The sequence below is a fragment of the Sediminibacterium sp. FW305-C-61 genome (assembly GCF_058231065.1).
Window position 1 is genome coordinate 205608 of sequence record NZ_JBIQXR010000006.1, and the last position, 24647, is coordinate 230254.

General features: G+C 37.5%; 19 protein-coding genes. 6 read left to right on the forward strand and 13 right to left on the reverse strand.

Annotation, left to right across the window (positions count from 1 at the left end):
* Positions 1-5 precede the first annotated feature (5 nt).
* The 4 genes from ACH30E_RS15400 to ACH30E_RS15415 all read right to left on the reverse strand — a co-directional run bounded on the left by ACH30E_RS15400 (position 6) and on the right by ACH30E_RS15415 (position 8250).
* Positions 6-1901, reverse strand: coding sequence for a DUF3858 domain-containing protein (locus ACH30E_RS15400; protein ID WP_490825549.1), 1896 nt, complete (start codon positions 1899-1901; stop codon positions 6-8).
* 5 nt (positions 1902-1906) lie between these two features.
* Complete coding sequence (locus ACH30E_RS15405; protein ID WP_490825550.1) at positions 1907-3931, reverse strand: transglutaminase family protein; 2025 nt, start codon at positions 3929-3931, stop codon at positions 1907-1909.
* Positions 3932-3945: 14 nt separating this feature from the next.
* The gene (locus ACH30E_RS15410) at positions 3946-5949 is read right to left on the reverse strand and encodes a DUF3858 domain-containing protein (protein ID WP_490847354.1); all 2004 of its coding nucleotides are present in this window, start codon (positions 5947-5949) and stop codon (positions 3946-3948) included.
* 285 nt (positions 5950-6234) lie between these two features.
* Positions 6235-8250 carry a transglutaminase family protein gene (locus ACH30E_RS15415; RefSeq protein WP_490825552.1) on the reverse strand — a complete coding sequence of 672 codons (2016 nt, stop codon included), beginning with the start codon at positions 8248-8250 and terminating at the stop codon, positions 6235-6237.
* A 198-nt stretch (positions 8251-8448) separates the two neighbouring features.
* Here ACH30E_RS15415 and queG point away from each other — a divergent pair, with 198 nt between their 5' ends.
* Positions 8449-9366: a tRNA epoxyqueuosine(34) reductase QueG gene (queG, locus tag ACH30E_RS15420; protein WP_490825554.1), complete on the forward strand. Its 918-nt coding sequence runs from the start codon at positions 8449-8451 to the stop codon at positions 9364-9366.
* On the forward strand, positions 9350-9838 hold the full coding sequence (locus ACH30E_RS15425; protein ID WP_490825556.1) for a YdeI/OmpD-associated family protein: 489 nt from the start codon (positions 9350-9352) through the stop codon (positions 9836-9838). Before queG ends, ACH30E_RS15425 begins: the two co-directional genes overlap by 17 nt.
* Positions 9839-9846: 8 nt before the next feature.
* Here ACH30E_RS15425 and ACH30E_RS15430 read toward each other — a convergent pair whose 3' ends face one another.
* From ACH30E_RS15430 to ACH30E_RS15445, 4 genes are read right to left on the reverse strand one after another with little or no spacing between them, the layout of a single operon-like run.
* A complete protein-coding gene (locus tag ACH30E_RS15430) occupies positions 9847-10440 on the reverse strand; it encodes a hypothetical protein (RefSeq protein ID WP_294991828.1) in 594 nt (197 codons plus the stop codon).
* A gap of 17 nt (positions 10441-10457) precedes the next feature.
* On the reverse strand, positions 10458-11717 hold the full coding sequence (locus tag ACH30E_RS15435; protein WP_490825557.1) for an LVIVD repeat-containing protein: 1260 nt from the start codon (positions 11715-11717) through the stop codon (positions 10458-10460).
* Between the two features lie 53 nt (positions 11718-11770).
* On the reverse strand, positions 11771-13234 hold the full coding sequence (locus ACH30E_RS15440) for a hypothetical protein (protein ID WP_490825559.1): 1464 nt from the start codon (positions 13232-13234) through the stop codon (positions 11771-11773).
* Positions 13224-13784, reverse strand: coding sequence for an RNA polymerase sigma factor (locus tag ACH30E_RS15445; RefSeq protein ID WP_294991835.1), 561 nt, complete (start codon positions 13782-13784; stop codon positions 13224-13226). Before ACH30E_RS15445 ends, ACH30E_RS15440 begins: the two co-directional genes overlap by 11 nt.
* 119 nt (positions 13785-13903) lie before the next feature.
* Here ACH30E_RS15445 and bioA point away from each other — a divergent pair, with 119 nt between their 5' ends.
* The 3 genes from bioA (at position 13904) to ACH30E_RS15460 (ending at position 17414) form a co-directional block, all read left to right on the forward strand.
* On the forward strand, positions 13904-15172 hold the full coding sequence (bioA, locus tag ACH30E_RS15450) for an adenosylmethionine--8-amino-7-oxononanoate transaminase (RefSeq protein WP_490825560.1): 1269 nt from the start codon (positions 13904-13906) through the stop codon (positions 15170-15172).
* Between the two features lie 163 nt (positions 15173-15335).
* Positions 15336-15827 carry a hypothetical protein gene (locus ACH30E_RS15455; protein ID WP_294991840.1) on the forward strand — a complete coding sequence of 164 codons (492 nt, stop codon included), beginning with the start codon at positions 15336-15338 and terminating at the stop codon, positions 15825-15827.
* Between the two features lie 36 nt (positions 15828-15863).
* The gene (locus ACH30E_RS15460) at positions 15864-17414 is read left to right on the forward strand and encodes a hypothetical protein (protein ID WP_490825562.1); all 1551 of its coding nucleotides are present in this window, start codon (positions 15864-15866) and stop codon (positions 17412-17414) included.
* Positions 17415-17421: 7 nt separating this feature from the next.
* On the opposite strand, the gene ACH30E_RS15465 is transcribed toward ACH30E_RS15460, so the two are convergent.
* From ACH30E_RS15465 to ACH30E_RS15480, 4 genes are all read right to left on the reverse strand, one after another.
* On the reverse strand, positions 17422-18669 hold the full coding sequence (locus ACH30E_RS15465; protein ID WP_294991845.1) for a carboxypeptidase-like regulatory domain-containing protein: 1248 nt from the start codon (positions 18667-18669) through the stop codon (positions 17422-17424).
* Positions 18670-18751: 82 nt separating this feature from the next.
* Positions 18752-20071 (reverse strand): aspartate kinase, encoded by a 1320-nt coding sequence (locus tag ACH30E_RS15470; RefSeq protein WP_490825563.1) that lies wholly within the window; start codon positions 20069-20071, stop codon positions 18752-18754.
* A 339-nt stretch (positions 20072-20410) separates the two neighbouring features.
* The gene (locus ACH30E_RS15475) at positions 20411-21493 is read right to left on the reverse strand and encodes an Ldh family oxidoreductase (RefSeq protein ID WP_490825565.1); all 1083 of its coding nucleotides are present in this window, start codon (positions 21491-21493) and stop codon (positions 20411-20413) included.
* Positions 21494-21598: 105 nt separating this feature from the next.
* Positions 21599-22051, reverse strand: a complete 453-nt coding sequence (locus ACH30E_RS15480; protein WP_294991852.1) for a single-stranded DNA-binding protein — start codon at positions 22049-22051, stop codon at positions 21599-21601.
* A 222-nt stretch (positions 22052-22273) separates the two neighbouring features.
* Here ACH30E_RS15480 and mnmA point away from each other — a divergent pair, with 222 nt between their 5' ends.
* The gene (mnmA, locus tag ACH30E_RS15485; RefSeq protein ID WP_294991854.1) at positions 22274-23383 is read left to right on the forward strand and encodes a tRNA 2-thiouridine(34) synthase MnmA; all 1110 of its coding nucleotides are present in this window, start codon (positions 22274-22276) and stop codon (positions 23381-23383) included.
* A gap of 5 nt (positions 23384-23388) precedes the next feature.
* On the opposite strand, the gene ACH30E_RS15490 is transcribed toward mnmA, so the two are convergent.
* Complete coding sequence (locus ACH30E_RS15490) at positions 23389-24567, reverse strand: RsmB/NOP family class I SAM-dependent RNA methyltransferase (RefSeq protein ID WP_490825566.1); 1179 nt, start codon at positions 24565-24567, stop codon at positions 23389-23391.
* Between the last annotated feature and the right edge of the window lie 80 nt (positions 24568-24647).

A 24647-nucleotide genomic window follows, 5' to 3' on the forward strand; every position in this document is an offset into this window, starting at 1 on the left:
TTTCATTATTCATTCTTTACAAAAACTATCCGGGCATTATCTGCCTTGCGGATTGTGTCGAAATATTTTACCACTTCCGGATATGCATATGGCGGTAAATTTTTCTTGTTTCGCTTGTTATTACGAATCATCTCAATTCGATTATCCGATACTTTGAAGACAACTGAATATTCGCCAAACTCACTTTTTATTTGTACAGGCCTGGGAATACTTTCTGTTTTATATCCATCAGGAATTGTAATAGTTACAGTATCAATATCTTCATAATTAGCTTTGAAAACAATAGGGTACTTACGAAATATCGACTCTGGCAACCTGGCTCCCATTTTGTTAAATAAATTAGGTTGAATAAACAGTCTTTTGCCTGAAACCGATGTAAATCCGGGCGATTCGATCTTTAATTCTTCATATATTTTTGGTATTTGCTGTTTTTCTTCTTTGTATACAACGTTCACCACTTTATAAGTTGGCAAGCTAATTACCTGATTGAGGTATTGGGTTCTTTGCTCGCCTGTGGCTTCATGGATCAACGAATGCTGAAGCTCTTGTTGTTCCCCTGAAAATAAGGTATACACGGTAGCATTCAGGTTACCCATTTGATCAATTGCAGCTTCTACCCTTCTGGCCTGTATATTTTCCTTACTGGAATAATTTTTTGTCATTACAACATGCCCTCCTTCTTCATTAATTAATAAGGCGTTTCTATTTCCTGTAAAAGTTCCCATATATCCCATGGCTTTTGACTGACTGGTACATTCTAACCAGATAGTATCTTTCCCATTTGGCACACAGGCTATTACATGATTAAAATTTACTGAAGGAAATTCCTCAACTAACCCTCTAGCATTCTCCCCGGAGTTTATCAGCACGTAATGTGCCCTTATTCCAGCTTCTTTGAGCATACTGATCATGAAATTCGACAATGCCTTACAGTCTCCATATTTATTAGTTGCAACATATTTCGCATCAAAAGGTTGCCAGCTTCCAATTCCGAGTTGAATACTTATATATCGGGTGTTCTTTTGAAGGTAGTCATATAATGCTTGCACTTTTTCAGTTGTAGTGTTGACTTTTCCAGCAATTTCTTTTACAACCTGTTTTATGTTGTCAGGCAACTCGTCTTTACCAGCATTGAGTTCATTAAAAAATTTGCCCAACGATTTCCATGTAGCCATATTGCCTTTATATTCACCAATTTCAAATTCGGCCGGAGCAATATAAACAGTAGGGGTAATGTCGCGCCAGTCAGGCCTTAACACTTCATCCGGAACTGCCCGATAGTTAGTGATTTCCCAGGTGTATATCTTGTTTTTACCTTGATTTATTACCGGCTCATCAACATAGCTGAACTGCTTATACCTGAGTGTGTAGTCATTTGGAACTTCAACAATAAATTTACTTGCCTGAACAGCCATGCGATCGCTTTCAACCGGCACCCATTTGGGAAGAAAGAAAATACCGTCGTAAACCTGTTCATCTTCAAATTCTACTGTGTATGGGTATGTTTTATGATAAAATGAAAAACTTTTAGAGCGAAGATCAGTAAGCAAACTAACATCGTCGCCAACACTCATATCAGAAATATCTTTTTTCCGAATACTTTTTATTAGTTTACCTTTTGAATCAAACAGTTTTCCGCTTATGTCGCTAAGTGATATGAATTTTGTGTAACCATTTGTATAAGTTGCATATTCGTCGCCTCGTTCATTTAAAATAGTGACAGCATATTTATGTTTTACTACTGCCTTTGAGATTGATTTAATGGTTACAGAAATGATTTCATTTCGTTTAATTACATCTGCATTAACAGTTAAAGAGTCTGCTATAAGTGATGATGCGTACTCTTGCCCGTAAGCTTTAGATACTAAAATGAATAGAAGGCAATAAATATATTTACCCATGAAATTTAATTTTTCTTGAATACTATTTGTTCTGCATGTTTTTTAACTATAAACCCAAAGAAATTTCTAAGCACTTCATAATCTTCGGGTAAAAAAATTGCCTTATTAAAAAACAGTTTACTTCGTAACATTATGTATTCACCTTGTTTTGCTATTATATATTCAAATCCCCCTTCATTATCATTAAAATTAACTTTGGCACTTTTGGGTAATTCTTCAATACGATATCCTTTTGGAATTTCCATAGTTAGCAAATAGGTTTCATTAATACAATATGGCATTTCAACGGGGTAAAGGCGTTCTGCTGACACAAAAGGGTTTTTGCCATACCCCTCCTTTAACATAGGATTAAAGTAAATAATATCTTCCTCATCGCTGATATTTGCTTTTATATTGTATTTAACTGTAAGAGGAAACTCATATAAGGTAAGTGAATCAATGCTGATGTTATCAAAAGAAAACCCTTGAGGGTAACCATCGGTCAACATTTTCAAAATTTCCTCATTTTTTTTATCTGAAAATTTGTTACGGAGATTCATACTTTCAAATGTGCCAGCCAGGCTATAGTAGCTCCCTTTCATCTTTCCGTTTTCATCATTTGTCAATTGTATACTTGTTATATCAGTATTCGTAACTGAATCGGCTGTAAGTGGTATTAAGGACGGGATTCTATCAATAATACGGGCAGATCTGTTATAACAGTCTGATGGTAAATAACCGAACCCGATTTTGTTCCTGGAAGCATCAAGTAAATAATATTGTTCTCCGATTTTAACCCTGGCAATCACATAATTATACTGTGCCAATAATGCAACCTCTTCATTCACAAGACCATTATCCCTGGTACTCAATAATACAGGAACTGCCTGGTATCCTGCCGATCTTAGCATTGCTGTTAATAGCATATTTATATCTGCTACATTTCCTGTTTTTGTTTGAAATGTTTTTTTAAGTGGCTGAGAAAGCCATCTGGCATCATAGTCTGTACAAGTGAACTTATCTCTTATGAATTCAAATACAGATTTTGCTTTCAGAAATTCAGTGTCAGTATTTTTTGTAAGCAGCTTAAGTTCATCTTTTATCCAATTAGGGTTTTCATAAATTTCTTTTGAAAAATCAACATCTTTCATAAGATCATCTGCCGTACTAAACCAGTCTTTAACAGCATAAGTAATACTTGTTTCAGAATATTTAATCGCCCTAAGCTGAAAGTGAACTCGGCTTAAATGATTACTGGGTGTAGAAATGTAGGCTTCAGATTTAAATGCTGGCACGTCCTTAATAGCCCATGTGTTTGTAACAGCATCCCCCGACAATGTTAAAACATCTGAAGAATATCCTGCATTAGTAGTTGGGAGACGAAGCGTGTATGTCTTATATTTTTTTGAAGTTTGGTTTACCGTGTATGGAAGATACCCGTATTTGGTAATTAAATAATCAAAAATGAAAGGAATTGACACCGTATACTGACTCCATAACACCGGATAATTATCCTGAAACTGCCAAGATTTTAATCTGGTATAAAACGGAGATTTAATTACATACTCATATTCAAGTATACACCCTTCCTTGACATCAGGAAACGTAAATTTCCTGAGTGATACTTCATTATTAACTTTCTCAGTCATCAATCCATCCTTACCTACTTCCTTTTCAATTACTTTTCCATCCTCAATAAAAAAAGTTGATGCTTTCAGATCAGAAAGACGTTCCGTTGAAATTGAATTGCCCCCCGAATACAATTGTATAGATACGGTAGCTTCATCAAAAGCAGTGCGCTTACGAATAAGTATCTTTTTATGTCTTTTATAAACAAGCGTAAAATCACCATTATTGTTCCCTTCGAAATCTGAACTGGCAATATCAGATAGCACTATAGCCGCCGAACCAGAATCAACTATAGGTGAAATAACGGAAAAATCACCTGTGGTAATTTTTCCAAACTTAGTTTCCGGTTGCTGAGCCAGAATTGTATCCAGGCTACTAAACAAGATTAATACTAAAGCAATCTTCCTTGTAAGCATTCTCATTTTAAAGATCATTTTTACTTTTTAAAAACTATTTGTTCCTCATATTTTTTAATCAGGTTCATAAAATAAGTACGCAATGCACTATATTCTGTTTTCTGAAAAACTGTTTTATTGATAATTAATGAGGAATTAATACTAATTGTACGATCCTGTGTTTTAGCATTATATTCAAATTGAATATCGTTATTATTCAGCGTTTGTTTCATGTTTACCGGCAGTTCTTCTACTTTATACCCACCTGGAATTTCCATCTCCATTTTATAGCTTTCTCTAATTTTATACGGAAGTTCAACCGGATAATTTCTTGTTGTTGAAATAAAAGGATTTTTCACCCATTCATTCAATAAAATCGGATTAAAATAAAGATTGGAAGCTTCTGCTTCTGGTGTGTATTGCATTGTCATCCTTAACTGTAATGTCCTATCAAACAAATCCAAAGAATCAAACGAAAATCTGATAAGTTTAAATTCGGCTGGGATTTTTGCAATGATACTTTTAACCACCTCAGACTCATTTTGTTTTGCTATTTTTTCCCTTAGCCTTAATCCTTCAATTTTTCCGTAGTTAATTATTATTGCTAACTGCATTTGCTCCTTCTCGTTGGTAACTTTTACGTTAATCGAACTATTCTCCAGTAACATGTCTGGTGTTAATGCAACTGGAGATGCCTGCTGATCAATTACTCTCCCTATACCATTGTAGCAATACATCGGGATATCGCCAAAACCTATTCGTTTATGGGATGCGTCAAGGATAAAAGGTTTATCCTTAAGTTTTACATAGCAAAGTGTATAATTAAACTGCGAAGGAAGCGCATAATTTTGATTGGTAAACCCGTTTTCTCTTGTACTAACAATAAATGGAGCGGCTTGAACTCCTGCTTTCTGAAGCATTGCTACAAGCAACATATTCAGGTCTGCCGCAGTTCCGGTTTTTGATTCAAAAGTTTTTTTAATCGATTGCGACAACCATTTGGATTCATAATCAGTACATACAAAATTATTTCGGACGAATTCATATATGCGTTTGCATAATTCGAGTGGGTTATCTTTGTTTATTTTACTGATCTCATCGTTTAACCAGTTATTTGGCTGAGACAAATTAGCGCCAAAATCTTCGTCGGATAGAAGTTCCTTTGCCACTTCAGGCCAACTCTTTATCTTTTTTTCGGAGCTTGTAGCTGAATAATTAATTGCTTTTAACTGAAACTGGATACGTTTAATATGATTCAAATGTGAGTATACAAATGCCTCTTGTTTAAATGGAGGCGCATCTTTAACAGCCCAAACATTTACAAGTGCCTCGCCAGATATTGAATAAGTAGTATTATCCTGTGTTTTACTTATCGGATCCCGAATAGTATATGTTTTAGGTAAGTAAGAAAGTTCATTAATTGCATAATCAAGATAACCGTACGATGAGCTTAAATAATCAAACAGTGGAGGTATCACTACTTTATATTCGCTCCATAATGTTGGGTATTCAGACTGAAAATTCCAGGACCGAAGCCTATTATAAAAGGGCGATTTAATTTTAAAACGAAATTCCAGTATACAACCTTCCTGAACATTTGGAAAAGTGAATTTTCTTAACACACTTTCCTTGGAAGTTTTATCAACCATTACATCGCTCTTCTTTGCCTTGGTTGAAACAATTTTCCCATTCTCCAATGTATAAGTGGTCGCCTCAAAATCATCCAGTTTTTCGGTGCTCGCTGTATTATCCCCATTATATAATGCAATAAGTATTGTTGCAGCATCAAACCCTTTTCGATTTTTAATTAGTATTCGCTTATGGTGTTTGTAAACAAGTGTAAAATTACCATTACTGTTTCCTTCAAATTCAGTTGATCCAATATCTGATAATACGATTGCGGGAGTAGTGCTATCTTCAAAAATAGCTCGTGTATTAAATTCAGCGGGGTTGATCTTTCCGAATTGTATACTTTGCCTTAATTGTGCAGTAGCTGCAAAAATATACAAACAGCTAACTATAAACACGAATAATCGCATGCGCATAATATAAAATATTATTTCAGGAATAACTTACACTAGTATAAAAATGACCAGGGGTAATGTCAAATTTTAATATACAAAAGGCCGTAAAAACATAATTTAACTATCTGCCAATCTTGTTTCTTATTTTAGTTAAATCACACCGAAAATATATAAATTTTTGATAAGTGTATATAGAACTTGGGACTTTTTATGACTTTTAAACAAACAGTATATTCCCGGGCATTTGCTGCTACGAGGAGCGTAATCAAAAGCAAAAAAGCAACTTATATATTTTAGCATAAAGGGTTAGTTTTTCTTAAACACAATTTGTTCATTCTGCTTCTTAACAATAAACCCAAAAAAGTTTCTTAAAACCTCATACTCATCTGGAGGAAAATTTGCCTTTTTAAAGAACAGTTTTGTTCTGATTTTAATAATTGAGTCTTGTTTACTGATCAGGTATTCATAGATACCTTCTCCATCATTAAAGTTAATGCGGGCTCCCTTTGGAATTTCATCTACTGAATACCCTTTAGGAATTTCTAATTCGAGGGAATAATTATCATTAATACAATAGGGCATTTCTACCGGAAATAAACGACTGGACGACGCAAAAGGATTTTTTGTGTACCCTTTAGTGATAATGGGATTAAAGTAAATAATCTCTTCATCACTATCAACGCCAGCAGTATTCAAATCATATTTCATCGATAACGGCGCGTCATAATTCTTAAAATCATCCATAATGAGGTTACTTACCTTGAATATGGTTGAGTACTCTTGCCCAATAGACTTTACTATTTCATCGGGTTGGCTTGTTGCATATTTATTCCTGTAATCAATGCTCTCGAATTTACCGAACTGGACATAGGCGTTTCCGGTAAGTTTTCCATCTTGCCCATTTTTCAACTTGATATTTATGCTATTAAAATTAGTGACCGAGTCTGCACTAAGCTGAACTAAATAAGGCATTTTGTCAATAGTCCGGCCAGTTCCGTTATAACAAGCTGCTGTTAAATGTCCAAAACCAGCTTTGCTCTCTGAGGCATCTAACAAGTAAACTGTACCATCAATTTCTAACTTTGAGATTACATAATTATATTGAGAAAGCAAAGGTACTTCGTCATTTACCTTTCCATTATCTCTGGTGCTTAGTATTATTGGGAATGCCTGTAACCCGGCTTTACGCAGAATTGCGGTTAATAACAAATTAATATCTGCTACATTTCCAGACTTTTCCTGGAATGTTTTTTTCAAAGATTGAGACAAATATTGTGCATTCTTATCGTTGCATATATAATTATCACGCACAAATGCATAAATTTTCATAGCTAAATCTAATCCGGTAGCATCTTTTGATAATGTTGCAAGCTGATTATTTAGCCAATCATTACTGCTGTAAATATCTTTCGAAAAGTTTTCACTTTTCATCAAGTCCTCGGCTGTTGTTGGCCAATCTTTTACGATTTTTTTGATATTCGATTCAGAATACAATATGGCTTGTAATTGAAATCTAATTTGTGACAGATGGTTATCTATGGTTGAAACGTATGGTTCGTCCTTGAATGGTGGAGCATCTTTTATTACCCATGTATTGGTAATAGCATCTCCTGAAAGACTATATAATTCTGAAGACATACCAGAATTAGTGTTAGGGACATTAATTGTATAATTCTGAAATTTCTTTGATAAGGTATCTACATTAAATGGAAGATAACCATATTGGGTTGTAACATAATCAAAGAGGTAAGGAATGGTAACTGTATACTCGCTCCAAAGAATAGGATGTTTTCCTTGAAAAACCCATGATTTCAACCTGTCGTAAAATGGAGATTTTATAACATAAGAATAATCAAGGATACACCCTTGTTGTACATCTGGGAAGGTAAATTTTGTTAAACTAAGTGCACTGTTCACTTTCTCTGATAGAATAGCCGTTTTTTCAATCTTCTTTTCTACTATCCTCCCATTATCCATATAATAGGTGGAAGCTTGCAGATCGGTGAGCCTTTCGGTAGTAGTTGAAGATCCCAAAGAAAAAAGGGCAACAGAAACCGTGGCCTGATCAAAAGCTGTTCTCTTCTTTATTAAAACACGTCTATGTCTTTTAAAAATAAGGGAAAAATCACCGGCATTATTTCCTTCAAAATCTGAACTGGCAACATCAAACAAAACTACCGCATCTGTCGAGGAATCAATTACAGAAGAAACTGGTGCAAAATCTTCCAAGGCTACCTTTTTAAACTTAGTTGGGTACTTTGTCTGCCCAAAAGACTGTACTACAAAAACAAATACTGAGATAAATAAAATCAATTTACTCATAGCGCATTATCTTTATTGAGTTATATATAGAAGCAACCAGTATTGCCTGGATTCAAAACAAAAATTATATTGTTTTGATCTTATTAGCCATTGAACTAGGGGGGGACAATCAACAGTATTATTAATACTGCTACAGCTAACTGGGTGGGAAGATATATAGGCAAAAAATAAATACCAAATTTAAGTAGTCATTTTTCTATGAGCATTAAACAAACAGCTTACGATTTAGGCTTTGACTACTGTGGAGTTGCAAAAGCTGTTGTATTAGATGAAGATGCACGAAGGCTGGAAAGATGGTTAAACCAGCACTATCATGGCGGTATGAATTACATGGAAAATCATTTCGATCTGCGAATTGATCCAACAAAACTGGTACCCGGCGCAAAATCGGTTATTACAGTTTTAAAAAATTATTACCCCTCAGCGGAACAATCCTCAGATGCCCCTCGCATATCTAAATACGCCTGGGGAAATGATTACCATGAAGTAATCCGTGCTAGACTCCATGAGTTTCTTGATCTAATAAAAAAAGAATATGGTGATATCCAGGGGCGCGGTTTTGTAGATTCTGCACCTGTTCTTGAAAGAAGCTGGGCTACCAGAAGTGGTGCAGGTTGGATCGGCAAAAATGGCAACCTGATTACAAAAAGTAATGGTTCTTTCTTTTTTATCGCAACATTAATCGTTGATATAGAACTCCCCTACGATGACCCCTTTGCCAAAGACTTCTGCGGCACCTGCACGAAATGCATTGATGCTTGTCCAACAGATGCCATTCTCGACAATAAAACCATCGACGGAAGTAAATGCATCAGCTATTATACAATAGAATTAAAAGATGCATTGATACCTGCTGAAATGAAAGGGAAATTTGAAAACTGGATGTTTGGCTGCGATACCTGTCAGGATGTATGTCCCTGGAACCGTTTCAGTAAACCACATCATGAACCGGCCTTTAATCCGATTCCTGCTATCCTAAACCTTAGTACCAAAGAATGGGAAGCAATGTCTGAAGAAAATTTCAAACAACTATTCAAACATTCTCCATTAAAAAGAAGCAAATTCAAAGGCATTCAGCGAAATCTCCATTTTTTAAAAGATGAAATCAATCACTGATAAACAATATTTACTGGAAAAATTTCCGGGTAAAGGTGGTTGGACATTTGCCCGCATTCCTGAAATAAAACAAAACAAAAAAAATCCATTTGGCTGGGTAACAGTAAAAGGAAGTATTGATGGTGTGCCATTCGAAAAATACAAACTTATGCCCATGGGTAATGGACAGCTATTCTTACCGGTAAATGCTGCCCTCCGAAAAAAAATTGCAAAACAGGCCGGAGATTATATCATTGTTTCCATTTACCCGGATGATGGCCCGCTGGAATTACCGGATGATTTACTGACCTGTTTAAAAGATGAACCAACTGCCTACCAAAACTTTATGCAGTTCAAAGAAAGTTTTCAAAAGGAATACCTGGATTGGATTAAAGCAGCAAAAAAAGAATCAACCCGAATTGATCGCATTGCCATTACTGTATCAAATGCATCAAAAGGGTTGACCCGCTTCAAAACCAAACAAAAAGATTAGCGCTTTATTTACCAAAGTCTGACGCCCGTTTTAAACGATAACCGTCGGAACGTGTAATCCATACGCCTTTCATTATCCAGTGATCCGGGTTGAGGTACCGGCCACCCCCATATCCAATCATAACGCCTATCGTAGATTTCTGTGTTCTTCTTTACGGAATAACCTAAGCTGAATGAAAGCAACTGCTTTTTCCCTAATGGGATTTGGTATCCAATACCAACATCTGTATAAAGACCCATTTCGAATTCGCTTTTTATGTTTCCCCCTGCTAGGTAAACAATTTTGTATTGCTCCTCTAACGGCCAGGGAATACTATACCCAAGGTTCACAACCGCAAATGCTCTCTTGTCTTTGCCAAAAAAATATCGGGTATCCAGAAATAACGGCAAAGACCTAATCTTGTAGTAGTCTAATCCCGTTCCAATTCCAAATTGCCAGTTATTTTTTTGGATACCACCAACTACCTGAAATTGAAAGCTTGTTGAGTGGTCTCCATCTAACACTCCTATTTGTGGCATCAGGTATGATCTAGTTTGTTTCGATTTTTGTGCTACAGCCATTACACAAAAACATAAAAGCAAAAGAGAAAGTAAATATTTCATATCACTGCTTTTAACTATTAATTTTTAGAAACCTGAATTTTACTCACCAGCTTTGCATCTGCAGGTGTTTGATAGTCTACCAGATAAATACCATCTGTTGCTACAACTATTGCTAAACCCTGGTAAGCAATAACATCTATTGCATCAAACCCGCCAATTGTTTTAATAGGTGTGATAGCAGAAACATTATTGGCATCAAATATTTTCAAACCATCGGTACCATCACAAATAAGCAATATGGCTCCATCTTTAGACAATCCCCTTGGGGCGGTTAAAGGATATGTTTTTAATAGCTGGGGCGATAGAAGGTTTTTGATATTTATAACGTCTAACTGGTTGTTGACTCCGCCACATAAACCCCATCCCTTTAATGTTACAAATGCATAATCACCATCTGCAATTACAGGATCACAGGCCCTTGTGTGAACAAATTGACCAAGTGGTTGCGGATTATCCGGATTCGAGGCATTATAGATGTACATACCCGTTTGTGCGCCAATAAACAAATTTTGCTGATAGGGAAATATGGTTTCAATATCACCCCTGTTTAGCCCAATTTCCTTAACATAAACTGGAGCTTCGGGTACTGTAACATTAAATACTTTGAGGTCATCATGACTTACCGTATACAGCCGCTGCTGCTGCTGCCCGAAGCGTGCAGTTGATCCGGCGATACCGATAGCTTTTGTACCTGCTAAAGTTGCTGAGGCAGAACGAAATGAAGACCATGACATTAACCCACCACTCATAAATTCAAAATTGTTTCCATTGATGTTTCCACGGAAATCTCTTTTTACAGTAGTATCAACTTTTACCCATTTTTGGATGACCCGTGCAGTATCTGCTGCAAATGATCCATAATAACGGTGAGGGAAAACACCATTGAGAAATTGCTTAACTTCTATCCTGTGCGGATCTGCAATATCGATGGCAACAAGGTCTGTATAACAATCGGCATACAAGATATTTCCATTGATCGCCAGATCAATACATCCGGGTATATGAATAAAACTGATCTTTTGAGGATTTGTAATATCGGAAAGGTCGATAATGTGAATACCCTTGTCTACATCATTGAGAAACAGATAATTTCCCAATAAAACAATTTTGCCAGGATTTTCAATAGTAGTAGGTGGAGCATTTTTAATCCCTGCTTTTACTTCATCTTTTGTTTGATAAACGGGCCGATAAAAACTGTATGATTCTTCCACCGTATCTTTCATACATCCGGTAAAAAAAATCAGGATGGCCAATAAACAGTAGTATTGTGTTTTCATACAAATATGTTTTATATCTGTCTGACTCCACCATTATTACTACCGTTGCATGATTACTTATTGATTCGGTTAATATTTACAGCCATTTTAATAGAAGGGCGAAATAAATGCTGGTTTACACCTGGTTGCTTCGACAGGTTACTCAGGAAATATTGCACCTGTGGACCCACATAGATTGTTTTCGTTTTACCCAGTCCGATGTCGATACCTACAGATATATCCATTTGTACCGAGCGAATCAACGACTTATTTTGGAACAAGTAGGTGCCTCCTGACCCATGGTAGCCCAGGTGTAATCCATTACCGGCTATAAGTATATTGGCACCAATGCCACCATACCAATGCATATCGGTTTTTTTAAACCAGTTCAAACTATGGGCATAACGAATACCTAATTGAAGAAAATGATAATTGGATGTGTAGGAAGCACTGTCTTTAATTGAATAATAACGGTTCGCTTCATTTGAACGGTTTGGATTATTTGATTGAACCGTGTCATTATTAAAAGCCCCAATACCCGTTCTTGTAGTGTATAATTGATACCCAGAAGTAAAACTAACCGCATGTTGCAAACGTTTTCCGAATGGCCTTGCAAGTTCCAGAAAAGCCCCAAAAGAATAAGCATCCCTTACTACAGGTTTATTATTACCTGAACCAACTGAACCTGAAGATCCCGGCGGACCCGTTATTGGCGAAGCATTACCCATGTATGCATTATTGTATGCATTTTCATTCGTTCTTTCAAACAATGAACCCAGAGAATTACGGATACCACTAACACCAAAATTCGTTCCGGCTCGCCATTGCCATTTATTTTTTTTCGATTCTTTTTTTGTTACAACAGAATCTGCATTTTCTGTTAATCTTTGCGATTCATTTTTTTGTTGGATTATTGTAGAATCAGCCTTATTGATATCTTGAGTTGAAGTATTAGCCGAAGAGTCAGTTGTTATCGTTGTATTAGCATTTGTAAATGTTTCCTCTAGCGCTTCTTTTTTAGTGGCAATTTTATTCAGAGAAGTATCCATCCATTTTCTTTCCGTTAATTTTTCTGTAACAGGAATCTGGGTGATCAATCCATCCTTCTTCAAAGTAGATTCAATTTTACCAACAGGTGCATCTGCCAATGATTTCGAAGTAATATTTGATCCATTAAAATTGACACGACTTTTTGCTGTAAGATTTTTTGCAGATTGAATATTGCCAGTCACTATATCAGTCTTTTCTATGCCAGGTTGTAAGGTAGCAGGCGGCATTGAATTTGTTTCAGTATTATGTTTTGGTTCTGTTGCATGTTTTTGTTGACTAATTACTTCTTCCTTATTATTAAATTGAGACATCCACCATAAAGAGGCAACAGATAACCCCGCCAATAAAAAAAACATCCATAAAGCCCAGCGACGTTTTTTTTCTTTCTTTAAACTTGCAGCAACAGAATCCCATACTGCTGCATTTGGCTTTATGCGCAAGTCAGAAAGTTCTTCCCGAACCTGTTGTTCAAAAGACTTATCGGACATAACGATCTTTTTTTCCTGTTAGCGAATGTTTTTCCAGCCAATTAATCAGTAAACCCCGGGCCCTTGCATATTGTGACCTGCTGGTTCCCTCACTGATGCCTAAAATTTTTGCGATCTCTACATGTGAATATCCTTCCACTGCATAAAGGTTAAAGATGGTCTGATACCCCGCTGGTAGCTGGCGTATCAAATTCAATAAATCCTTCATATTCAGATGAATATCCGGTTGTTGTGTATCTACAGGGTGTAATTGAGCATCTTCAAATGCAAGATCGAGTTGGTAACGGGGCTTTCGTTTGAGGTAATTAATGGCAGTATTTACCATAATCCGCCTTATCCAGGCACCCAAGTCTCCCTCCGATCTGAACTGGTGCAGGTTCTGAAATACCTTAATAAATCCCTGCTGTAATACTTCTTCCGCATCATTCATGCTTTTCGTATAACGGTAACAGGTACCGAGCATCTGCTCCGCATAGGAATCATACAGCAGCTTTTGGGCCGCTGGCACCTGTCTCAGGCAGTCTTTTACCAGTTTTTGTTCGTCCTGCATGCAATGAATTCGAGGTTTTGACACAAGGTTATGCGCTTACGTTGCATCAACCTTAAAACAGCGCAAAACTACCTCGCAGAAAGGCTGTTCTGCTGCCGTTTACATATTACATTTGCCGTATGAGTATAATTGAAAAGGACCAAAAGTATATCTGGCACCCTTTCACGAGGCAGAAAAACATGTCGGCCCCCATTCCCATTATTAAGGGAAAAGGAAGCCTGTTATTCGACGAAAATGGCAAAACCTATATTGATGCCATTAGTAGCTGGTGGGTTACCCTACATGGACATGCCCATCCCTATATTGCCGAAAAAATATACCAGCAGGCACTTGAATTGGAGCAGGTAATTTTCGCAGGTTTTACCCATCGACCAGCCGTTACCCTTGCGGAAAGATTAATACCTAAATTACCCGGCGATTTTGCCAGGATTTTTTACAGCGATAATGGTTCTACTTCTACTGAAGTGGCCCTTAAAATGGCCATTCAATTCTGGTGGAACAAGGAGCAAAAAAAAAGAAATAAAATCATCGCTTTCAACAATAGTTACCATGGAGACACTTTTGGTGCTATGAGTGTTAGCGACCGGAGTGTATTTACCCTCGCATTCCATGATTTATTATTTGATGTGATTTTTATAGATACGCCAACCACTGAAAATATAACCGCATTAAAAGCAACCATAGATGCCCATGCTGCCCAAACAGCCGCATTTATCTATGAGCCACTGGTGCAAGGTGCAGGCGGTATGAACATGTATGAGCCCACTTTACTGGACCAATTATTGGGCAAAGCCAAAGAACATAATATTGTTTGTATTGCGGATGAAGTCATGACCGGATTTGGCAGAACGGGTAAGCTTTTTGCCAGCGAGTACATGGAAAATAAACCAGATATTATTTGTCTGAGTAAAGGATTAACGGGAGGCACTATGGCGCTTGGCGTAACTGCCTGTACAGATGAAATTTATCAGGCTTATGTGAACGACGACGCCTTAAAAACTTTTTTCCACGGACATTCATTTACAGCAAACCCATTAGCTTGTACAGCGGCAATAGCAAGCCTGGATCTATTAGAAACAGCTGATTGTTACACGCAAATTGACTGGATATCTGCACAGCAATTACAGTTGGCCGATATTATACAAAAAGGCGATTTTCCCGTAAAAGATATACGAACACTCGGAACGATCCTTGCTTTCGAAATTACACAGGGAAAAAAAGAATACCTGAATGAAATCAGTAGTACCATTACACAAAAAGCCATGCAATCAGGAATATATATCAGACCCCTCGGCAATACAGTTTACCTGATGCCTCCATACTGTATTACCAGCGATGAAATGAGCAAAGTACAGCAATGCATAGTAGAAATACTAAATGCGATATAACAATCCGGTTATATCGGAGCCTGTATAAATAACCATTTATGTGTATTTCAAATTGCGAATAATCTGGTAATTTCGAATTTCCTGACATGTAATACTGACCTTGTGACAATTTTGTGCAATACAATACCCCAATTCGTATTATTAAGTTTTGAAAAAGTTTTTTATGAAACAATTTTTTTACCTGCTTATTCCGGTATTATTCGCTGTACAGTTGAAGGCCCAAACTCCAACCCTGACAAAAGGTGAAACCATTTCTTACCTGAGCAAGAAATTAAAAGAAACCATAGGACATGAATGGTCAAATAATAATGGGTCGATTGGAAAGATAACTACCTGCAATGTAACACAAACAGAAAAAGGAATTAAAATCGAATTCTGGATTAACAGTCAGCGTTTGGTAAGTTATGAGTTTAACCCTAAACTCATTAGTTCAATCACTGAATACTCAAATGGATCCAATTCTCCTATTAATGAACTCAGGCTTTCTTTAAAAGGAAATGTATGTATTCACTATAATAATGGTACAACGAGTAGTGTGAGCTATGGAAATATGCCTTACCTGAAAGCTGATCCGGATAATTTCCAAAAAATATCCAAAGCCTTTAATCATTTGAAAGCTTTGCTTGCCGCTGAAGATGATCCATTCGGACAATAATTTTTATTTATTTGCTTAAGTCTTTTTCTTATGAATATGCCTTCTATATACAAATCGCTTGCCTTTACTTTTCTGTTGTGCATTTTTCAACAAATAGCATATGGTCAAACCGCTGGCAGTAGTGAAGTTTCTTCTATAGAAAGCAAGGCGAATATGATAGAGCAAAATAAATTGAAAATTGAGCTATATAAAAAACAGTTGATTTCGCTTGACAGTGCCATGAGAGCAAAAGTGCGCGATATGCAGGCAGAATTAGCGGCTATCATTAAGGAAAGAGATGCATTGATAGATGATATGAAAAAGGGTGCAAAGTGCAGTCAGTGTGGCAAGTATAAGTCTGAATTTGAAAAACAAGGGATTGATTTTGTGAAACACCTCGGTGAGGTTAAAGGATATGCAATACCAGCCACTACACCTGAACTTGAAGCTACAAGACAGAAATACAATGAGCGTATCGCATTAAAGCGTGTTCAAATACAGAATTACGAGAAAAATGACAATGGTAAAATAGCCAAGCAGAAACAGATAAATGACCTGGAAACCGCTAATCAGAATTATTGTAAAGAAATAACTGCACATAGTCGCTCGTACGATACAAAAGTTTACGCAGAAGCTAAAGCTAAACACAAATCATGGGCCCAGGATCTCATGAACTATGTAACCACTATACTTATAGCAGAAGATAAAGTAGCCATTTATAAAGCCCGTATTATACGATATGAAAATGAATTCAGAACCGCTTCTGATTCAATTCGTGAAGCTGTAAAAGAAAAAACCGAAAACGAAAAACAAAAGCGAAACGAGAAGGTTACTATAAATGAAAAGAATATTTACCAGTTGAAATTGGATGAAGAAGAATACCTAAGACCTCTAAATGAGCAATTGGGTACATTAAAAGGACAAAAGATTAAAGTTGATGCTCAACTCAGAACCATTAATCTCAAAGACAGCATTAAACAGGTGCTTAAAATTCAACAAACCGAATTAGTAAGAGATATTGTTGCACTTGAAAAAGAAATACTGACCTATAAGACAAATACAAAGAACAAAATTTCGCAACTGGAAAAAGAAAATCAACAACTGAAAAAGGAAGTCTGGGACCTGACCATCAATCTTTCAAAAGTGCAGGATGCAGAAATTGCGAAAATAAAACCTGGGTACGATAGAAAAAAAGCAGATGCTAATCTCGAAGCAACAAAAAGTGCCGCAGATGTTAGTAGTGCAAGATCAGTTTTTAGCAGTAAAAACAGTGAATACCGATTAAAAAATCAAGACTATCATAATCTTGTTGAAAAAGAAGTGTATCGGATGCTTGCGGCTTCACAAAAAGTATCTTGTGGGGTATTCAATGAAATAAGGGGAAAAATTAATGCGAACTGGAATGATGTATCTGGTTGTGTAGAAAAAATTGCTTCATCCGCCAAGTCTTATAACTATAATGTTTTCAACTCATACTGTGAAACTACTTTTTCAGATGGCAGTATGCTTTCCGGATACAAAAGCTTTTTAAGAGGCTTAAGTGCAGAAGACCTGGATGCTGTAAAAGGTACCAGTAATGTAAACTGGCTTGAAAAGATATTGAACTAAGCCATGTTTATTTTTTTCGGGGAGGTGGTTTATAGTCGTACGGCAACATGGTAGCCAGCTTCTCCCACCATCCCCAATAACCTGATGAAATGAGGTCAATACCTTCGTAGTAACTGCCGTTAGACAGCACTGCTATGGTATTTTTACGGGTTAGAAATATTTCAGAAACCACTGGAGATTTAGCCCTTACCGATAACCCATTTGCCTGCACATATTCATCTGGCACTTGCTTATACAGGTAAATAACCTGTAAGTGGTCCTCGAAATAAAGTCCGGCAGTAAGACTATCTATCGCAAATGCGATACTATCACCAGGCAGCACTTTATCAATCAGCACATTCATTTTTTCCGGTTGCCTCATTACTTTTCTATAATAAGCTGCACTATCGGCATTTCCTTGTCCTAATATACTGTCGTTTACCACAATATTACCAACACCATTAGTATAGGCTCGTTTATTATATAATGTTCTTACCCTTTTCTTTTCTTCCTCACTTATTTTAATCAGTTTCCTGGTTTCAAAACCTTCCTGTATTAATTGATTACGGAACAAGGAACGCATAAAATGCATGAGTGATCCATAATAAGCATCTGCCCTTCTGTTTTCCCATCTTTCCTGTAACCTTTTCCGTCCTGTTTCCATTTCTTCGAAAAGAGGATATCCCTGGAAATAAAAAATACGGGTGCTGTAATTGTATTCAAAGGTTTTAAGATCGTATTTCAGTATATAACCCAATGCCTTGTTTTCAAGTATTATTGGCTCATCGGCAAATGCCCTTAAAATATTTTCTTTTTTGTTGTATCTAAACCGAATGGTTTCCGGGTTTTTTAATTTGCATTCTTTAGCAAATGCAGAAGTACCTACAAAATTATCAAGAAAGAATTTCCCGTATTTATCCCATCCATTCTTTTCATAGGGTTCTACAATTACTTCCTGTAAAATATTCACCTTAGGAACAAGATTAATATCAATGGTTTTGGGTAATTGAGCGCTCTGAATTGTAGTGACAAAAGATTCATATCCAATACAGGATACTACCACATCATACCTTCCTTGCGGGAAATGTTCAATGGTAAAATAACCCTCGGCATTAGTTACAGTTCCGATCGATGTATTGCTCAAAAAAACATTGGCCAAATGAATGGGTTGTTTGGTATCTGCTGCTAACACCCTTCCTTTAAGCGTTTGTTGTGCAAGAATTGAAGATGGAATTAACCAGATAGCAAAGAAAATCAGTAGTTTCCCAAGATTCATAAGCATGTTTAAAGAACCAAGTTCTTATAAAAAAGCCATCCTGTATAAAGGATGGCTTAAATATTAACCTTATTTAACATTCTTACAGACCAAATAAACCGCTGTTTAATAGCTGCAATGTTTTTGTTTTATGATCACTTGGTACCAGGAGGGAAATATTATGAGGACTTCCACCATAGCTTACCATAGTCACCGGAATTTCCTGGATGGCATTAAAGAGTCTTTGAAGTACATGATCTGTTTTAGCAATTTCATTGCCGACAATAGAAACAATGGTTTGTCCTTTCTCCACTTCAACAGTTCCAAAGGGTTCTAATTCTTTTACAATGCCTGCTAATGCTTCATCATTATCAATGGTAACAGATACAGCTACTTCAGATGTAGTGATCATATCAATTGAAGTGCGGTATTTTTCAAACACTTCGAATACTTTTCTCAGAAAGCCATAAGCAAGCAACATTCTGCTGCTTTTTATTTTAATAGCAATGATACCGTCTTTTGCGGCTACTGCTTTTACACCAACACTTCCGGCTTCTTTGGTAATTACGGTACCTGCGGCTTCGGGCTGCATGGTATTCAATAATTTAACGGGCACATTTTCTTGTTGTGCGGGCCAGATACAGGTGGGGTGCAGAATTTTAGCCCCGAAATAAGCCAACTCCGCCGCTTCATCAAAGCTAAGTTGCTCAATTGCTACTGTTTTATTTACAATCCTTGGATCGTTATTGTGCATACCATCGATATCTGTCCAAATTTCACACACAGAAGCATTAATAGCTGCGGCGACCAGCGATGCTGTATAATCGCTACCACCTCTTTTCAGGTTATCGACTTCCCCTTTTGCATTGCGGCAGATATAACCCTGCGTAATAAATAATTTTTTATCGGTATGCTGTTGTAAAATATTATTCAGCTTGCTTTTTATTACGCCAAGTTGTGGTTCTTCATTGGCATCAATAGTCATGAATTCCAATGCAGGTAATAACATGTGGTCAATACCCTGCTCTTCCAGGTAACAAGAAAAAAGCTTGGTACTCATCAGCTCACCCTGTGCAAGGATATCTTTATTCAAAGCCTCACTAAATGAAATACGAAGAATAATATTCAGGAATTCAAAATGTTCAGAAACAACTGCATTTGCTTTTGCCCTTACAGTATCTGTTTTTACCAGTTCCAGTACAAAATTTCTATAGTGCGCTTCGAGGAGATCGATCTTTTGTTTGGCAATATCCCTGTTTGCTGAAGAAAGGTTATTACTGATTTCCACGAGAGCATTGGTTGTGCCACTAAGTGCACTCAATACCACAATTTTAGATTCAGCATCTTTTGTAATCAACTGAGATACCTGATGCATGCGTTCCGGCTTACCTACACTTGTACCGCCGAACTTCATTATTTTCATAGCTACTCCTCCCCGGTTTAGATGGTTGTTAAATGAGGGGCAAAGGTAACTTAAGGTGTCTAAAAAAGTCAAGGTTTTTAAAGAACGTTCGTTAGTGCCTGGGGGTCTGGGAAAAATAGCGGCAAGCTTCTAGCCTCTAGCTTCTAGCCTTGAATGGTGCCTATTTTAGGCTTTCTGCTATTATTTGAATAAATGACAGGGCTAGTGAATTTGTTTTGTAAAAATCCTACTTAAAGAAATATTTAATTACCACCCTTATGCTTGTTGACGGTTGAATTAATAGTAAAAAAAAGCTAGAAGCTAGAGGCTAGAAGCTCTTTTCCCCGGACAGCCATGCCTTTAATTTACCAGCTTTATCCCAAAACGCTCTCCTACTGCTTTAAGATCGGCAACTACTGGTGCTACGATCGGAATTCCTTTTTCCATTCTATCTGCTTCATATTCTCTTTCAGGATCTCCGGGAATAAGCACTTTTTCATGTCCGGGAGCGGGCTTAGCTTGTCTGAATCTATCGATCCAGTTATCCATATGCTGTTTGAATTCTTCCGCAGGTCTGAAAGCATCTATTCTCATGGCGCCGAAGAAATGTCCTAATCCTTTACCCGGCATATTTTCAGGCATTGGTACATAAGCAGGAAATGGTGGGGCCCATGGACCATAACTACCACCACTTAATACGGCGGAGAAAATATCTACAATGGCTCCGAGGGCATAACCTTTATGACTACCATGCTCTCTATCGCTACCAAGTGGCAAAAGCGCTCCTTGCTGTTTCAGGATATTAGCATCGGTTGTTGGGTTGCCTTCTTTGTCTTGCACCCAACCTAAAGGGGCTTCTGCATTTTTTCTTTGTAGTATTTCCAGTTTCCCATTTGCTGCAGTTGTTGTTGCCATATCTGCAACAAAAGGAGGTTGAGTTCCAGCGGGAATGGCTACTGCTATCGGGTTGGTACCTAGCATTCTTTCAATAGAAAAAGTAGGTGCTACCAGTGCACTGGCATTGGTCATAGCCATACCAATCATTTCGTGTTCCAGCGCCATCATCGCATGGTAGCCTGCAATACCAAAGTGATTGGTATTACGCACCGATACCCATCCGGTACCTGCCAGTTTTGCCTTTTCAATGGCTACCTGCATTGCGAAAGGAGCTACAACAAGACCTAAACCAGCATCTCCGTCTACGACTGCTGTTGATGGTGTTTCGTGTACAATTTTAATATCGGGTTTGGTATTGATTCGGTTTACTTCCCATAAACGTACATACCCGCTGAGTCTTGCCACACCATGACTATCAATACCTCTTAAATCTGCTGATAGCAATACGGTTGTTGCAGTAGTTGCATCCGTTTCTGAGCAACCCATTGCTTTAAATACGTTATAGGTAAATTGATAGAGCTCCTGGTATGAAAACTGTTGATTCATTGGCGCAAGGTACAAAACTGTTTAATGAAGTTTAGGTTGGGGGTCGTCAAAAAAAATAGGGGCCAATTATATTGAGCCCCTATTTTTTAAGTAGTATAACTGTTACTAGAATGGTAAATCATCCATTGGTTCAGTAAGTTCATTTGGTGTACTTACTGAAGGCTGACTATTATAAGCCGGTGCAGAAGGGGCCGAACTATTTCCATAATTACCTTGTGGTGATGGACTTCCTCCTTCATTATTTTTTGAACCAATTAGCTGGATGGTAAGCACCCTTAGTGTTAAGGTTGCTCCATTTCTTCCATCCTGTGTGGTATAGGTTCTTACATCCGGATTACCTTCTACATAAACCTGTGTTCCCTTTTTAAGGTATGGAACCACACCTGTGCGATCTGTCCAGTATGAACAATCTACCCAAACAGTACGATCTTTTTGAACACCCTGGGCATCCTTGTATCTTTCCGTATGTGCAACGGTAAAGTTGATCACATTCTTTCCATTTACCGAATTTAAAACGGCGTCTTTACCCAGGTTTCCGATTACCAATAGTTTTATCATAACGATCAATTTTGGTAAATATCGGGAAAATGATGTTTCCCGGTTAGCGTATTTACCGCAAATTTTACCAGACCGGATATCGGTGGTTTTCCTGATTTTGAACCTTAATATGGCCGTTTTAGTGATTTTTCGTTTTTCGAAAGCCTGACGGCGGCTTTGAAAAGCGCTTCTTAGAGGCAATTCAGTGGGTTATCGTATTTTTGCAGACTAATAATTTTTATCATGAGCCGTAAAGGAAAAGTGTTGGTGGCAATGAGTGGCGGTATTGACAGTACCGTTACGGCACTCATGTTACACCATGAAGGGTATGAAGTGGTGGGTATCACCATGAAAACATGGGATTATGCAAGCAGTGGCACCAGTTCAAAGGAAACAGGTTGTTGTAATATCGATTCTTTTAACGATGCCCGACAGGCAGCAGTGCACCATGGGTTTCCGCATTTTATTTTAGACATCCGCGAGGAATTCGGTGGTTTTGTCATTGAAAATTTTGTTGAAGAATACCTCGCAGGCCGCACTCCCAATCCCTGCGTAATGTGCAATACCCATATTAAATGGAGGGCATTACTCAAAAGAGCCAATGCGCTGAACTGCGATTTTATTGCTACCGGACATTATGCTGAAGTAAGACAACATGATAACGGACGCTATGTAATCAGTAAGGGTCTTGACGAAACCAAAGATCAGAGCTATGTTTTATGGGGACTTGATCAGGAATTGTTAAGTCGCACCATGATGCCCCTGGGTAAATACCACAAAAAAGATATTCGTCAGATGGCCATGGATATGGGCTATCCTGAACTGGCGAAAAAAAGTGAGAGTTACGAAATTTGTTTTGTGCCTGATAATGATTACCGCGGTTTCCTGAAAAGAAATGTAGACGGCTTGGAAGCTAAAGTTGATGGCGGCTGGTTTGTTGATAAAACGGGAAAACAATTAGGCAGACATAAAGGATATCCATTCTACACTATTGGCCAGCGCAAAGGATTAGACATTGCATTAGGTAAACCTGCTTATGTAACCGCAATTGACCCAGATACCAATACCGTTACGCTTGGAGAAGAAACAGACCTCGAACAAAACGATATGCAGGTTGGAAAAATCAACTGGATAAAATACGATGGTATTACTGATGGTATGGAAGCCATCACCCGAATCCGTTATAAAGATCGCGGCGCTTTGTCTAATTTATATACCAGCGAGAATGGCATAAGGGCACATTTTTACGAAAATGTAAAGAGCATAGCTCCCGGACAGAGTGCGGTATTTTATGAAGGGAATGATGTAATCGGTGGAGGAATCATTCAGCGCGGCGCGCTAATGAATCTTTGATCAGGTCAGGCTTTTTTCACAAGCAACGCAACAAACATGGTATCCGATTTTTGGTTATACCCTGTCAACAATTCCTGTTTAACCAATTCCAGTGAGTCATTCTCTGCAAGGAGATGGGTAATTACCTCTTCATTTTCTCTTTTGAATAAAGAACAGGTAATGTATAATAGATAACCTCCAGGTTTTACTGCTTTTGCAGTATTAAGAATGATCTTTTTCTGTAAAGTAGTGAATAAGGTAATCTTATCTGGACCAAAAAAGAACAATTGTTCCGGAGTTCTCGACCATGTACCACTACCTGTGCAAGGCGCATCACAGATAACTAAATCAAATCCATTTTCGGGTGGTGTAAAAGTAGAGGTGGAAATATCAGCCTGAAAAGATTGATAGCCGGTGATTTTTGCCCTTTCAAAACGTGTCCCCAGGTTTTGAAGTATAGTACTGCGTGTGTCTGAAACGGTTAAATCAATTTGCTTAAAATAATCTGTAGCTAGTATTGATTTCCCTCCACTTGCTGCACAACAATCCCAAACACGCACTGGTGATTGTTCCAATTTTTCAGGAAAGAATTGTTTTACCCTTTGCGAATTCAGATCCTGAATTACAGCTTCTTCATCTATTTGTAAAGCAGTATCCAATTTGGTGCCATTCGCCAAAGCCAGACTATCATTTGCAATTTCTTTAAAATGAATTTCTGCTGCGCGTAATTTTTCTTTAACCAAAGCTTCTTTACCAGGTCTGATTCGGATAAATAAATCGGGTTGTGTAAACTGCGCATAACATAATGCTGCCTGATCAACACCGAAACTAATTTCATCTTTCCATGGATAAATATGCTGGATACTGAATACGGGGAATTGTTGTTCTACATAAGCCACTCTTTCTACAAGATCTTCGCTCCAGTTTTTGATCCAATCTGGTTTATACAAGCCAGCCCAATAACCCGGTGCTTTTTCAGCAAAAAAAAGTGCAATGCGCAAACGTTCCTTTACACTCAACTCTTTTAATGCATGTCCGAGCCGGTAATAACTATAGCAAAGATGTGAAATATATTTTCTGTCTTTCGAGCCGTGTTTCTTCTCTGTTGAAAAATACTGTTTGAGATAATGCACCAATGGCACAACTCCATTATACCCTTGAATAAGGGATATTGCCGTATTGAAATAAGACTGGAATCGCATCATGGTGTACAAATCAAGGTTGTATCAGGATCGCTATGATGATTTCCATCATAGCGATCCTCCCAATTAAGTTACAGCAATTT

Coding starts and splice junctions, on each gene's coding strand:
- mnmA (WP_294991854.1), top strand. CDS start 22,274: ATGAGCCGTAAAGGAAAAGTGTTGGTGGCAATGAGTGGCGGTATTGAC.
- ACH30E_RS15415 (WP_490825552.1), bottom strand. CDS start 8,250: ATGAGTAAATTGATTTTATTTATCTCAGTATTTGTTTTTGTAGTACAG.
- ACH30E_RS15405 (WP_490825550.1), bottom strand. CDS start 3,931: ATGAGAATGCTTACAAGGAAGATTGCTTTAGTATTAATCTTGTTTAGT.
- ACH30E_RS15440 (WP_490825559.1), bottom strand. CDS start 13,234: ATGTCCGATAAGTCTTTTGAACAACAGGTTCGGGAAGAACTTTCTGAC.
- bioA (WP_490825560.1), top strand. CDS start 13,904: ATGAGTATAATTGAAAAGGACCAAAAGTATATCTGGCACCCTTTCACG.
- ACH30E_RS15410 (WP_490847354.1), bottom strand. CDS start 5,949: ATGCGCATGCGATTATTCGTGTTTATAGTTAGCTGTTTGTATATTTTT.
- ACH30E_RS15445 (WP_294991835.1), bottom strand. CDS start 13,784: ATGCAGGACGAACAAAAACTGGTAAAAGACTGCCTGAGACAGGTGCCA.
- ACH30E_RS15470 (WP_490825563.1), bottom strand. CDS start 20,071: ATGAAAATAATGAAGTTCGGCGGTACAAGTGTAGGTAAGCCGGAACGC.
- ACH30E_RS15475 (WP_490825565.1), bottom strand. CDS start 21,493: ATGAATCAACAGTTTTCATACCAGGAGCTCTATCAATTTACCTATAAC.
- ACH30E_RS15465 (WP_294991845.1), bottom strand. CDS start 18,669: ATGAATCTTGGGAAACTACTGATTTTCTTTGCTATCTGGTTAATTCCA.
- ACH30E_RS15490 (WP_490825566.1), bottom strand. CDS start 24,567: ATGATGCGATTCCAGTCTTATTTCAATACGGCAATATCCCTTATTCAA.
- ACH30E_RS15435 (WP_490825557.1), bottom strand. CDS start 11,717: ATGAAAACACAATACTACTGTTTATTGGCCATCCTGATTTTTTTTACC.
- ACH30E_RS15480 (WP_294991852.1), bottom strand. CDS start 22,051: ATGATAAAACTATTGGTAATCGGAAACCTGGGTAAAGACGCCGTTTTA.
- queG (WP_490825554.1), top strand. CDS start 8,449: ATGAGCATTAAACAAACAGCTTACGATTTAGGCTTTGACTACTGTGGA.
- ACH30E_RS15425 (WP_490825556.1), top strand. CDS start 9,350: ATGAAATCAATCACTGATAAACAATATTTACTGGAAAAATTTCCGGGT.
- ACH30E_RS15430 (WP_294991828.1), bottom strand. CDS start 10,440: ATGAAATATTTACTTTCTCTTTTGCTTTTATGTTTTTGTGTAATGGCT.
- ACH30E_RS15455 (WP_294991840.1), top strand. CDS start 15,336: ATGAAACAATTTTTTTACCTGCTTATTCCGGTATTATTCGCTGTACAG.
- ACH30E_RS15400 (WP_490825549.1), bottom strand. CDS start 1,901: ATGGGTAAATATATTTATTGCCTTCTATTCATTTTAGTATCTAAAGCT.
- ACH30E_RS15460 (WP_490825562.1), top strand. CDS start 15,864: ATGCCTTCTATATACAAATCGCTTGCCTTTACTTTTCTGTTGTGCATT.